At 75.2% G+C, this 12,272-nt stretch carries 11 protein-coding genes; 7 read left to right on the plus strand and 4 right to left on the minus strand.

Going from position 1 to position 12,272, the window contains the following annotated elements; translation table 11 throughout:
* Positions 1-29: 29 nt before the first annotated feature.
* From MJ876_RS12075 to MJ876_RS12090, 4 genes are read right to left on the minus strand one after another with little or no spacing between them, the layout of a single operon-like run.
* A complete protein-coding gene (locus MJ876_RS12075) occupies positions 30-1,166 on the minus strand; it encodes a zinc-binding alcohol dehydrogenase (RefSeq protein ID WP_240236530.1) in 1,137 nt (378 codons plus the stop codon).
* Complete coding sequence (locus MJ876_RS12080) at positions 1,163-2,140, minus strand: Gfo/Idh/MocA family protein (protein WP_240236531.1); 978 nt, start codon at positions 2,138-2,140, stop codon at positions 1,163-1,165. The genes MJ876_RS12075 and MJ876_RS12080 overlap by 4 nt, the downstream gene beginning before the upstream one ends.
* On the minus strand, positions 2,137-3,297 hold the full coding sequence (locus tag MJ876_RS12085; RefSeq protein ID WP_240236532.1) for a glycosyltransferase: 1,161 nt from the start codon (positions 3,295-3,297) through the stop codon (positions 2,137-2,139). The genes MJ876_RS12080 and MJ876_RS12085 overlap by 4 nt, the downstream gene beginning before the upstream one ends.
* On the minus strand, positions 3,294-4,259 hold the full coding sequence (locus MJ876_RS12090; RefSeq protein WP_240236533.1) for a glucosyl-3-phosphoglycerate synthase: 966 nt from the start codon (positions 4,257-4,259) through the stop codon (positions 3,294-3,296). The genes MJ876_RS12085 and MJ876_RS12090 overlap by 4 nt, the downstream gene beginning before the upstream one ends.
* A gap of 196 nt (positions 4,260-4,455) precedes the next feature.
* Between MJ876_RS12090 and MJ876_RS12095 the strand changes: the two genes are divergently transcribed.
* From MJ876_RS12095 to MJ876_RS12125, 7 genes are all read left to right on the plus strand, one after another.
* The gene (locus tag MJ876_RS12095; protein ID WP_240236534.1) at positions 4,456-4,974 is read left to right on the plus strand and encodes a GNAT family N-acetyltransferase; all 519 of its coding nucleotides are present in this window, start codon (positions 4,456-4,458) and stop codon (positions 4,972-4,974) included.
* Positions 4,975-5,030: 56 nt separating this feature from the next.
* Complete coding sequence (ligA, locus tag MJ876_RS12100) at positions 5,031-7,133, plus strand: NAD-dependent DNA ligase LigA (protein WP_240236535.1); 2,103 nt, start codon at positions 5,031-5,033, stop codon at positions 7,131-7,133.
* Positions 7,134-7,372: 239 nt separating this feature from the next.
* On the plus strand, positions 7,373-8,980 hold the full coding sequence (locus MJ876_RS12105) for an ABC transporter substrate-binding protein (protein WP_240236536.1): 1,608 nt from the start codon (positions 7,373-7,375) through the stop codon (positions 8,978-8,980).
* Positions 8,974-9,960: an ABC transporter permease gene (locus MJ876_RS12110; RefSeq protein WP_240236537.1), complete on the plus strand. Its 987-nt coding sequence runs from the start codon at positions 8,974-8,976 to the stop codon at positions 9,958-9,960. The genes MJ876_RS12105 and MJ876_RS12110 overlap by 7 nt, the downstream gene beginning before the upstream one ends.
* Positions 9,957-10,844 carry an ABC transporter permease gene (locus tag MJ876_RS12115; protein ID WP_240236538.1) on the plus strand — a complete coding sequence of 296 codons (888 nt, stop codon included), beginning with the start codon at positions 9,957-9,959 and terminating at the stop codon, positions 10,842-10,844. The genes MJ876_RS12110 and MJ876_RS12115 overlap by 4 nt, the downstream gene beginning before the upstream one ends.
* Positions 10,841-11,668, plus strand: coding sequence for an ATP-binding cassette domain-containing protein (locus MJ876_RS12120; protein WP_240236539.1), 828 nt, complete (start codon positions 10,841-10,843; stop codon positions 11,666-11,668). The genes MJ876_RS12115 and MJ876_RS12120 overlap by 4 nt, the downstream gene beginning before the upstream one ends.
* Positions 11,668-12,270 (plus strand): ABC transporter ATP-binding protein, encoded by a 603-nt coding sequence (locus MJ876_RS12125; protein WP_240236540.1) that lies wholly within the window; start codon positions 11,668-11,670, stop codon positions 12,268-12,270. Before MJ876_RS12120 ends, MJ876_RS12125 begins: the two co-directional genes overlap by 1 nt.
* Positions 12,271-12,272: the final 2 nt, after the last annotated feature.

Genomic DNA, 12,272 nt, shown 5'->3' on the forward strand with positions numbered 1-12,272 from the left:
GACCCCGCACGGGGTCCGGGCCGCGTGCGTCAGGGGCCGTCGACCCCGGACGGGTCGGGCACGAGGACCGCGCCGACGACGTGCCGACGCCGGTGGGCGACGTCCAGCAGGAGCCGGGGCCCGTCGTCGAAGGCGACGACGTCGGTGACCAGGTGGCGACGGACCTGCGGCCCACAGGCGTCGAGCAGGCGCACGGTCTCCACCGACAACCGGTGCCGGTCCCAGTGTCCCGCGGTGCCACGGGGGGTCCGACCGATCTGGGCGCACCGCAGGCTCAGGCCGTTGTGGTGGAACTCCTCGCCGAGCCGCACCTCCCCGGCGCCCTCGGTGTAGAAGGCCAGGTCCACCACCACGCCCTGGGGCCGGCACAGGCGCAGGGCGAGGGCGAGGGCGCCGGGGCGCCCCCGGCACTGCAGCACGACGTCGGCGCCGTGGTCGGAGGGGCCGTGGCGCCAGCGGGTCTTGACGATCCGTGCCGGGTCGCTGTCGCCGGCGCCGTCGTCGTCGGCGCCGTCGGTGTCGAGCGGCAGGAAGCCCAGCGCCGAGGCCACGGCCCGCCGCCGTGGGTCCGCGTCGAGCACCACGACCTCGGCGGCCCCGGCCTCGCGGGCGAAGAGTGCGGCCAGCAACCCGATCTGCCCGGCCCCGACGACCGCGACCCGTCGGCCCTGCACCCCGTCACCGAGCCGGGCGGGGACGGGGCCGGCCAGCTCGGCGGCCGCGTGCAGCAGCCCGTTGGCGCAGATCGGGCCGAGGTGGGCCACGTAGACCCCGAGCAGGGGGTCGAGGTGGGGCGGCAGGACGACCAGGTGCTCGCGGACGGGGTCCGCGACGTGGGCGGTGGAGTGGCCGTACGCCGCGGCGACCAGCTCGCCCTCGGTGAAGCCGGACCCCCGGCTCTCGACCACCCGGCCCACCTCCATGTAGCCGAGCCGCCCGACCGGGTACGGCGTGGCGGGCGCGGTGGTCAGGAACAGCCCCAGCTCGGTGTCGTGCCGCCGGTGCAGACCCGGGTGGTCACCCTTGACGAAGGTGAGCTCGGTGCCGGCCGACACACCGCTCGCCAGGGTCTCGAGCAGGACCCCTCCGGGCGGGACGGCAGGGAGGTCCTCCTCGACGACCTCCACCCGGCCGGGCTCGGGCACCACGAGCGTGCGCCGCTTCATCGGCCGGCCCCGCTCACCCGGACCGGTCGACCCGACGCCGCGGAGCCCGCCAGCGCGACGCACACCCGGTGGGTGCGCAGCGCGTCCGCGTAGGGCGCCCGGGTCGCGTCCCGCTCCCCGCGCACGGCCGCCACGAAGTCACGATCGACCTCGACGCGCGGATCCACACGGGGCGAGGTGACCTGCGGGGCCCCCAGGCCCTCCTGGACCGACAGCGCGGTCTCGGAGAGCTCCGCCACCAGGCCCTCGCCCACCAGGCGCAGGGTGGTCTCGTGCTTGACCTCGAGCAGGGACGTCGCGGCGAGGGACGCCACCGCCCCGGAGGTGAACCGCAGGACGGCGACGGTCGCGTCGTCGACGTCGCCGGTGTCCGTGCCGCCCGGCGCCGGTCGGCGGGCGCCGAGGGCGTGCACCTCCTCCACCTCGCCCAGCAGCACCCGGGCGACGTCCACCAGGTGGGTCACCTGCTCGACGACCTGCCCGCCCGAGCGGGAACGGTGCGCCCACCACCCGACGGGGGGTCGCTTGTCGAGCCAGGTGCCGGTCGCCAGCAGAGCGGGTCGCCGGGCCAGGTGGTCGCGAGCCGTGGCGACGGTGTCCAGCTGGCGCCAGTGGTAGCCCGTGGCCGTGACGAGACCGCGGCGGTCCACCTCGCGGGCCACCAGCTCGGCGACCTCGAGGTCGACGTCGAGCGGCTTCTCGACGAAGAACGGGATGCCGCGGCTCAGGGCGGCGCGCTCGGGCTCGCCGTGCGCGAAGGGTGGGACGCAGACGTAGACGGCGTCGGGGCGGACCTCGTCCAGGGCGACCGCGACCTCGGCGACCGCGCGGGCGCCGCAGGTCTCGGCGAGACGTCGGGCGGCGTCGGCGTCGGCGTCGACGACGGCCTCGACGCTGACGCCGTCCAGACCGGCCAGGACGGCGGCGTGCCGCTGGCCGACCCCGCCGGCACCGACGAGCACGACGCGGGTCACGCGGCGTCCGCCAGCACGCGGGCGTACAGGTCCAGGTAGGCCTGGGCCATCGTCGCCGGGCTCCACGCCTCCCCGGCGCGACGGCAGGCCGCGGGGGAGAGGTCGTCGAGAGCGCCGAGCAGGTCGCCGAGCTCGGCGACGGACGTCGACGGGTCCTGGCCGGGTGGTCCCGGCGGGTCGGCGAGCCACCCGGTGGTGCCGTGGGCGACCAGGTCCGGCAGCACCCCGCAGCGCGTGCCCACGACGGGGACGCCGCGCACGAGCGCCTCGCCGACGGACGTCGCCCCGGGCTCGGGCCAGCGCACCGGGGTCAGGAGCGCGCGAGCCGTCGCGAGCAGGCGTTCCTTCTGCTCGCCGGAGACCCCGCCGACCCACCGGACGAGCTCGCCGTCCACGAGGGGTGCGACGTGGTCGAGCCAGAACCGGACGTCGGGGTGACCGGCGAGCCCCGGGTCGACCGCGAGCCCGTGCTCCAGCTCGGCGGGACCGTCGAACCCGGCCACCGGCCCGGCGAGGACGAGCGGGACGCCCGCGGCGTGGCAGGCGAGCGCGGCGAGGTCCTGCCCCTTGTCGGCGGTGATGCGGGCGAGGGCGAGGACGTGCTCGCCCCGCGGGCCGGGGGCGGTCGGGGGGTCGGGGACGGCGAGCGGCACGACCCCGGCCGTCTGGCGGGCCAGGTTCGCGGGGGCCCGTCGCAGCTGGTCGCGCGAGACGGCGGCGAAGCGGACCCGCCCGTCGCCCTCGAAGGACGTGTAGAAGTCCCGGTGCCTGCCGAGGTCCCAGTGCAGCGTCTGGAGGGCGGGAGGAGCGGTCCGGCCCATCGCGCCCAGCACCGCGGGGCCGACCACCTCGAGGTGGTCGTGCACGAGGTCGACCTCGTGCTCGCGCAGCCACCGCGCGACCCCGCCCATGTGGGCGTGCGCGATCCCGGCGACCCGGTTGTACGGCGCCGCCACCGACGCGAGCCTGCCCTCGGCCAGCGGCCGCAGGACCTCGTCCGCGGGCAGGGTGCTGGTCCCGACGGTGGCCAGCACCACCTCGACGCCCCGGGCCCGGAGTTCGGGGACGAGGGTCGCGACCACGGACTCGATGCCGCCGTACCCGCGGGGCGGGACGGGCAGCCACGGCCCGGCGTTCATCAGCACGCGCAGGCTCACGGCGCCTCCACCAGGTTGCGCGGGCCGCCGCCGGCGACCGTGCACACCGGCGGGCGCTCCGTCACCGCGACGTCGGCGTCGGTCGGCGTGAAGCCGTCGCCGCACCGTCGGAACTGCGTGAGCGTGGTGGCGGCCGGGCGGGCGAGCACGGCGCCACCGTGGCGCTCCAGGCGGGAGAGCAGCGCCAGGTACACCTGCGAGGCCATGCGGCCCAGCGCCGCGTCGTCGGAGTTGCGGTGGACGCGCCGGCCCAGGTCGACCTGGGCCATCGCGTGCAGCCCGGCGCTCTCCAGCACGTCGACCAGCAGGGCGATCTCGACGCCGTAGCCGGAGACGAACGGCACCCGCTCGAGGAGACCCCGGCGACCGGCGTACTCGCCGGCCAGGGGCTGCACGAAGCCCGCGAGCTCCGGGTAGTGCGCGGCGAGCAGCGGCCGGGCGAGCATCTCGGTGACGCGTCCGCCGCCCGCGGGCATCACGGACTCGCCGGAGCGCAGGGGCCGGTCGTAGAACCCCTTGACGAACTGCACCGCCGGGTCGTCGAGGAGCGGACCGAGCAGCCCGACGACGAACTGCGGGTCGAAGTCGCGCAGGTCGGCGTCCACGAAGGTGACGACGTCGCCGCGGGTGACCAGCAGCGACTTCCACAGGGCCTCGCCCTTGCCCGGACGGTCCCCGAGCTCGGGGGCGACGTCCTCCTGCCGCACCACCGTCGCCCCCGCCGCCCGGGCGACCGCGGCGGTGTCGTCGCAGGAGCCCGAGTCGACGACGACGAGCTCGTCGACCAGGGGGCAGCGCTCGACGAGCTCGCGGCGGATCCGGGTGACGATGTCGCCCACCGTGGCCGCCTCGTCGCGGGCGGGCAGCACCACGCTCGTCGTCGTCCGGCCGCGTCGGCGCGAGAGCGTCACCCGGTCCCAGTCGTCCGCTGTCGACGTCCGGTGGCGGGACCAGGCGCTCACCGACGCCAGCACGACGAGGCCTGGTGGGTGGCTGGCTGGGGTCTGGACACGGGCACCTCCGGTGGTGGCGACGAGCCGCGCCTCGTACCCGACGGGGAGGGGAGTGATCCGCGTCACCGCCACGGCCCCGGACGACGGACGCCAGCTGCCAGCGGACTGCCAGCGCGGTACCAGGGGGTGCGGCCACGGTGGGGTCATGGACGACACCACGCCCGGGACCCCCACCTGGCTCCCCTCCACCTGGCGGCACCCGTCGCGGGTCCAGGTCACCGAGACCCACCACCTGCGGCCGATCGGTCCCGACGACACCGAGCTCGACATGCCCGCCGTCATGGGCTCGCGCGAGCGCCTGTGGTCGATCTACGGCAGGGCCTGGGGGTGGCCGCCGGAGCACATGACGGCGGAGCAGGACCGCGAGGACCTGCAGCACCACGCCGACGAGGCAGCGAGGCAGTCGTCCTTCAACTACGCCCTGCTCGACGCCGACGAGACCGAGCTCGTCGGCTGCGTGTACGTCGACCCGCCGGAGAAGGTCGGCGAGGCGGACGCCGAGATCTCCTGGTGGGTCCGCGACGAGCACGTCGGCTCCGACCTCGAGGCCACCCTCGACGCCTTCGTGCCCTCCTGGATCGCCGAGGACTGGCCGCTGGAGCACCCCCGGTACGTCGGTCGCGACCTGACCTGGGACGAGTGGGTGGCGCTGCCCGGGAGGTGAGCGGCGTCCCGACCGTGCACGGTCGGGCTGTCGGTGGGGCACGGCAGGATGTGGGCATGAGCGAGGTGCAGGACGCCGGGGCCGACGCGCGCGGGGAGCACCGTGCGCTGGTCGAGCAGGTCGAGGACGCGCGGTGGCGCTACTACGTGCTGGACAGCCCCACCGTCGACGACGCCGCTTTCGACCGCATGATGCGGCGCCTCGAGGAGCTCGAGGAGGCCCATCCGGAGCTGCGGACGCCGGACTCGCCGACGCAGCGGGTCGGCGGGGCGGTCTCGACCGACTTCACGGCGGTCGACCACCTCGAGCCGATGATGAGCCTCGACAACGCGTTCACCGCGGACGAGCTGCTCACCTGGCACGACCGGTTGCGTCGTGAGGGCGTCGACGACCCCGCGCTGCTCTGCGAGCTGAAGGTCGACGGCCTCGCCATCAACCTGCTCTACACCGACGGCCGGCTGACCCGGGCCCTGACGCGGGGCGACGGCCGGACCGGCGAGGACGTCACGCCCAACGTCAAGACGCTGAAGACCGTGCCGCACCGCCTGACGGGGACCGACGAGTACCCGGTGCCGGCGCTGGTCGAGGTGCGTGGCGAGATCTTCCTGCCGACGGCGGCCTTCGAGCGCCTCAACGAGACGATGGTGGACGCCGGTCGGCCGCCCTTCGCCAACCCGCGCAACGCCGCCGCGGGCTCGCTGCGCCAGAAGGACCCGCGGGTCACCGCGACCCGTCCGCTCGACATGGTCTGCCACGGCCTGGGGGCGCGGGAGGGGTTCGGCGCGGTGTCGCAGTCGACGGCGTACGAGGCGCTCGCGGCGTGGGGGCTGCCGGTGTCGTCGCGCGCGAAGGTGGTCGACGGGCTGGACGGTGCGCGCGAGATGATCGCCTACTACGCCGAGCACCGGCACGACGTCGAGCACGAGATCGACGGCATCGTCATCAAGGTCGACGACGTCTCCGCGCAGCGGCGGCTGGGCTCGACCAGCCGGGCGCCGCGGTGGGCGATCGCGTTCAAGTACCCGCCCGAGGAGGTCAACGCGAAGCTGCTCGCGATCGACGTCCAGGTCGGGCGGACGGGCCGGGTGTCGCCCTTCGGGCGCATGGAGCCGACGAAGGTCGCCGGGTCGACCGTCGAGAAGGCGACGCTGCACAACGCCTACGAGGTGAAGCGCAAGGACGTCCGCCCCGGCGACACCGTCGTGCTCCGTAAGGCCGGCGACGTGATCCCCGAGATCGTCGGTCCGGTGCTCGACCTGCGGCCCGAGGGTCTGCCCGAGTGGGTGATGCCCACCGAGTGCCCCGCCTGCGGCAGCGAGCTGTACGAGCAGAAGGAGGGCGACCGGGACCGGCGGTGCCCCAACCACGAGCACTGCCCCGCGCAGGTGCGCGAGCGCGTCTTCCACGTCTCCAGCCGCGGCGCCTTCGACATCGAGGGTCTCGGCTACGAGGCCGCCGTCGCACTGCTCGACGCCGGGGTGATCGCCAACGAGGGCGACGTCTTCGACCTCGACGAGACGGCGCTGCTCCGCACCGGGCTCTTCACGCGGGCGGCGAGGAGGACGGAGGCCGACCGGGCCGTCGACGGCAGGGTCGTCTCGGCCAACGGTGAGCGGCTGCTCGCCAACCTCGCGAAGGCGACCCGGGTGCCGCTGTGGCGGGTGCTGGTCGCGTTGTCCATCCGTCACGTCGGCCCGACGGCGGCCCGGGCCCTGGCACAGGAGTTCGGGTCGATGGACGCCATCCGCGGCGCGACCGAGCAGCAGCTCGCCGACGCCGAGGGGGTCGGCCCGACCATCGCCGAGGCGGTCATCGAGTGGTTCTCGGTGCCGTGGCACGTCCGCATCGTCGACGCCTGGGCCGCCGCCGGGGTGTCGATGGCCGACGAGCGCGACGAGTCCGTCGAGCGCACCCTCGAGGGCCTGACCGTGGTCGTGACCGGCTCGCTCGAGGGCTTCAGCCGGGACTCGGCCAAGGAGGCGATCCTCGCCCGGGGCGGCAAGGCCGCCGGGTCGGTGTCGAAGAAGACCGACTTCGTGGTCGTCGGCGACAACGCCGGCTCCAAGGCCGACAAGGCCGAGCAGCTCGGCGTCCCGGTCCTCGACGAGGCGGGCTTCGTCGACCTGCTGGAGAACGGTCCGCCCGCCCACGCCGGTTGAGGTGTGACGAGTCGACGCAGGAGACGAACAGCCCCTCGAGACGCCTCGTGCCTCGGCTCCTCAGGAACCACCTCGAGACCCGGTGCGCCGGTTGCCGGCCGGGGTTCCGAGGCTCGGGCCCGGCGGCCCGCGCACCTCGACCACCGGTGACTGCCCGGTCGGAGGGGTGACCCGTCGGGGCCTCCGGCTAGGGTCCTTGTTGCGTATCGCTTGCAACAACGGACGAGAGGCGGCTCGGTGTGAGGTTCGTGGGGATCGCGGCGACGGCCGTGCTGGGGATGGCGGCCCTGACCGCCTGCGGCGGTGAGACGGCGGTCGGCGGTGGCATGGCAGCGGGGGAGACCCCGACGGAGCTGCGGCTGGCGCTGGGCGGGGAGTCGGAGGAGGGCTACGACCCGACGCTCGGCTGGGGCCGCTACGGCTCGCCCCTCTTCCAGTCGACCCTGCTGCGCCGCGACGCCGACCTCGCGATCGAGGGGGACCTCGCCACCGACTGGTCCGTCAGCGACGACGGACTCACCTGGACCGTCGACATCCGCGACGACGTGACCTTCAGCGACGGCGAGCCGCTGACGGCCGACGACGTCGCCTACACGTTCGCCACCGCCGCCGAGCAGGGCGGCCTGACCGACGTCACCGCGCTGGACGGCGCCACGGCCGTCGACGACGACACCGTCGAGCTCACGCTCAGCGAGCCGCGCAGCGCCTTCGTGAACCGCCTGGTCAGCCTGGGCATCGTGCCCGAGCACGCGCACGGCGACGACTACGCGACGAACCCCGTCGGCTCCGGGCCCTTCACGTTCGTCGACTGGCAGCGGGGCCAGCAGCTGGTGGTCGAGCGCAACGACGACTACTACGGCGAGGTGCCGGACTTCGAGCGCGTCGTGTTCTCCTTCGCCGACGAGGACGGCGCGCTGGCGGCCGCCCGGGCGGGCGAGGTCCAGATGGCGGGGCTGCCGTCGACCCTGGCCACGCAGACCGTGGACGGCATGGACTGGACGGTGGTCGAGTCGGTCGACAACCGCGGCGTCGTCCTCCCGACCGTGCCCGACACCGGTGAGCGGACCGACGACGGGCTGGCGATCGGCAACGACGTGACCGCCGACCTCGCCGTCCGCCGGGCGGTGAACGTCGCCGTCGACCGCGAGGCGCTCGTCGACGGCATCCTCGAGGGGTACGGCTCGCCCGCCATCGGCCCCGCCGACTCCACCCCGTGGGCCAACACCGACGCCGGCATCACCGACGCCGACCCGGAGGAGGCCGCACGACTGCTCGAGGACGCCGGCTGGACCGACACCGACGGTGACGGCGTCCGCGAGAAGGACGGCGTCCGCGCGTCGTTCCCGCTGCTGTACTCCGCCGACGACTCGCTGCGCCAGGGCCTCGCCCTCGCCGTCGCCGACATGGTCGAGCCGGCCGGCCTCGAGATCGTGCCCGAGGGCGTGTCGTGGGAGGAGATCGACCGCCGGCTCCACACCGACCCGGTGCTGTTCGGCTGGGGCAGCCACGACCCGACGGAGATGTACAACCTCTACCACTCGTCGATGGCCGGGGTGGAGTACTACAACCCCGGCTTCTACGAGGACGAGGCCGTCGACGCCCACCTCGACGCCGCCATGCGCGCCACCGACGAGGCGGAGGCGAACGAGCAGTGGCGCGCCGCGCAGCTGGACGCCGAGGGCAACGGGTTCACCGCCCCCGCCGACGCGGCCTGGGCGTGGTTGGTGAACCTCGAGCACACCTACCTCACCGACGACTGCCTGGACGTCGGCACGCCGCAGGTCGAGCCGCACGGCCACGGCTGGCCGATCACGGCGAACATCACGGAGTGGTCCTGGCGGTGCTGACGACCCCTGTGGCCCGGACGGCGCTCCGCCTCGCCCGCGTCGTCTCGCTGCTGGTCGCGGTGGTCGTCGGCTCGTTCTGGTTGATGGCGGCCTCGCCGGTCGACCCGGTGCAGGCCTACGTCGGCGCGGACGTCGCCGCGATCGGGCCGGAGCAGCGTGAGCAGATCGCGGAGCGCTGGGGGCTCGACGACCCGCCGCTCGAGCGGTTCGCGGCGTGGGCCGGGAACGTGCTCACCGGTGACCTCGGGGAGTCGCAGATCTTCGGTGAGCCCGTCGCCGTCGTCCTCGCCGACCGCGCGGCGGCCAGCCTGGCGCTCATGGCGACGGCCTGGGTGCTCTCGGGCGTCCTGGGCTTCGCGCTCGGGGTGCTCGCCGGCGTCCGGGCGGGCACCGTCGTCGACCGCGTGCTGAGCTGGTGGGCCTACCTGCTGGCCTCGGCGCCGACCTTCTGGGTCGGTCTGCTGCTGCTCTACCTGTTCTCGGTCTCCCTCGGCTGGACGCCGGTGGGCGGTGCGGTGCCGTCCGGCACGCTCCCCGGGGAGGCCACCGTCGGCGAGCGGTTGCACCACCTGCTCCTGCCCGCGGCGACGCTCAGCCTCGTCGGGGTCTCGCCCGTGCTGCTGCACACGCGACAGGCCGTGGTCGAGGCGATGGCCAGCGACCACGTCGCCTTCGCCCGCGCCCAGGGGGAGCGCGGGTGGGGCTTGGTGCTGCACCGGGTGCTGCGCAACGCCGCCGGGCCGGCCGTCGTCCTGCAGTTCGCCACGATCGGCGAGCTCTTCGGGGGCTCGCTGCTGGCGGAGCAGGTCTTCACCTACCCGGGGCTGGGGGAGGCGACGACGCAGGCGGCGCTGCGCCAGGACGTCCCGCTGCTGCTGGGGATCGCCATGGTCACCGCCCTGGTCGTGCTCGTCGGCAACGCCGTGGGCCGGGTCCTCGGCCGCGTGGTCGACCCGCGGGCGGCGGTGCTCGCCGCATGAGCCTCCTGGTCAGGACGACCGATGACCTCGCGCTGGACGGCGGCCCCGGCGACGTGGTGCTCCCCGGGCGCGGCCGACGTACCCGCACCCTGGTCTGGCTCGGCGTCGCCGTCCTCCTGGTGGTCGGCCTGGTCGTCGCGGCGGCGCTGGTGTCGGGCGGTGCCGGGGACACGGACCTGCCCGCCCGCAACGAGGGCCCCTCGCCGGACCACCCGTTCGGCACCGACCGGCTCGGCCGCGACGTCCTCGAGCGGACGCTCGTCGGCCTGCGCCTCAGCCTCGTGGTCGGCACGTCGGCCGCGCTCGGCTCCGGTGCGATCGCCCTCGTGCTCGCCCTGGTGGCGGTCGCCGGCGGCCGGGTGGGGGAGGCGGTCGTGACCTGGCTGGTGGACCTGTTCCTCGCCCTGCCCCACCTCGTGCTGCTGATCCTGCTGACCTTCGCGCTGGGCGGCGGGACGACGGCGGTCGTCCTCGCCATCGCGGTGACGCACTGGCCCCGGCTGACCCTGGTGCTGACCGCGGTGGCCCGCGAGGTCGCGGGGTCCGACCACGTCGCGATCTCGCGCGGGCTCGGCCACGGTCGCGGGTACGTCGCCCGACGCCACCTCGTCCCGCACCTGCTGCCGCAGCTGTCGGTGGGGACGGTCCTGATGTTCCCCCACGCGATCCTCCACGAGGCGTCCCTGTCGTTCCTGGGTCTCGGGATCGACCCGGGCCTGCCCGCGATCGGGGTGATGCTGTCCGAGGCCATGCGGTCGCTGTCGGCCGGCTACTGGTGGCTCGCCCTCCTGCCGGGGCTGGCCCTCCTCGTGGTCGTGAAGCTCGTCGACACGATCGGGGAGTCCGCCCGCGCCCTGCTGGACCCGAGGAGCCACCACCTGTGAGCGGTCAGGAGCAGTCCGGGGGGCCCCTGCTGCAGGTCGAGGACCTGCGCGTCGCCTTCGTGCAGTACGAGCGTGGCCTGCGGCGCCGCGTCGTCGAGGCGGTGCGGGGCATGGACCTCGTCGTCGGCGCCGGGGAGGTGGTCGCGCTGATCGGCGCCAGCGGGGCGGGCAAGAGCCTGCTCGGCCAGGCGGTGCTCGGCGTCCTGCCCCCGAACGCCGTGTCCTCGGGCTCGGTGCGCCACCACGGCCGGCCGCTGGACGACGCCGCGCGTCGGCGCCTCGCCGGGCGGGAGGTCGTCCTGCTGCCGCAGGGGGTCTCGGCCCTCGACCCGACGGCGTCGGTGGGTGCGCAGGTCCGCCGGTCCGCCGTCCTCGCCGGGCGGGCCGCGCCCCGGACCGCGGCCGCGACGGCGCTGACCGGGCGCGGTCTCGACCCGTCGGTGGCCCGGCGTTACCCGCACGAGCTGTCCGGAGGCATGGCCCGGCGGGTGATCGGTGCGATGGCGGCCATGGGCCGCCCGTCCGTGGTGATCGCCGACGAGCCGACGCCCGGCCTCCACCCCGCGGCCGTCGCCGAGGCCCTCGGCGGGTTGCGGCGCCTCGCGGACGACGGCGCCGGCGTCCTGCTCATCACCCACGAGCTGCGCGGCGCGCTCACGGTGGCCGACCGCGTCATGGTCTGCGAGCGGGGGCGGACCGTCGACGAGGCCGCCGTCGCCGACTTCACGGGTGACGGGAGCCGCCTCGTGCACCCCTACACGCGGGCGCTGTGGCGCGCGCTGCCCGGCCACGGGTTCACCGCGCCGACGATCGGAGGTCGCTGATGCTCGAGCTGGACGACGTGTGGTTCGCCCACCGACCGGGCGACCCGGTGCTGCGCGGTGCCTGCCTGACGGTCGACCCCGGCGAGGTGGTCGGGCTCGTCGGTCCGAGCGGGTGCGGCAAGACCACGCTGGGACGCGTCGCCTGCGGCATCCACCGCCCGGCCCGGGGGAGGGTCGTGGTGGACGGCGCGGACCTCGCCCGGCACCGGGGCGGCCCCCGGCCGGTCCAGCTGGTGGCGCAGGACCCGTTCGCTGCGATGAACCCGCGGTGGCGCGTGGGCCAGGTGCTCGCGGAGGCCGGGCCGCCCGGGCGGGCGGAGCCCGGGCTGGTGGAGGAGTCGTGGCTCGACCGCTTCCCCCACGAGATCAGCGGCGGCGAGCTCCAGCGGGTGAGCCTGGCCCGGGCCCTGCTGGCCTCGCCGCGCTACCTCGTGGCCGACGAGGTCTCGGCCAGCCTCGACCCGCTCACCCAGGCCGCGCTCTGGCGCGACCTGCTGGCCGTCACCCGTGAGCGGGGCGTCGGGATGCTGGTGGTCTCCCACGACGCCCCGCTGCTGGCGGAGGTCTCCGACCGGGTGCTCGACGCGGAGCGGGTCGCGTGAGG

This window comes from Nocardioides sp. CFH 31398 (genome assembly GCF_022436705.1).
GTDB lineage: Bacteria > Actinomycetota > Actinomycetes > Propionibacteriales > Nocardioidaceae > Nocardioides.

What these genes read in the sequence shown, in the direction of transcription:
- ligA (WP_240236535.1), top strand. Translation starts at nt 5,031, where the DNA reads ATGAGCGAGGTGCAGGACGCCGGGGCCGACGCGCGCGGGGAGCACCGT.
- MJ876_RS12095 (WP_240236534.1), top strand. Translation starts at nt 4,456, where the DNA reads ATGGACGACACCACGCCCGGGACCCCCACCTGGCTCCCCTCCACCTGG.
- MJ876_RS12125 (WP_240236540.1), top strand. Translation starts at nt 11,668, where the DNA reads ATGCTCGAGCTGGACGACGTGTGGTTCGCCCACCGACCGGGCGACCCG.
- MJ876_RS12075 (WP_240236530.1), bottom strand. Translation starts at nt 1,166, where the DNA reads ATGAAGCGGCGCACGCTCGTGGTGCCCGAGCCCGGCCGGGTGGAGGTC.
- MJ876_RS12115 (WP_240236538.1), top strand. Translation starts at nt 9,957, where the DNA reads ATGAGCCTCCTGGTCAGGACGACCGATGACCTCGCGCTGGACGGCGGC.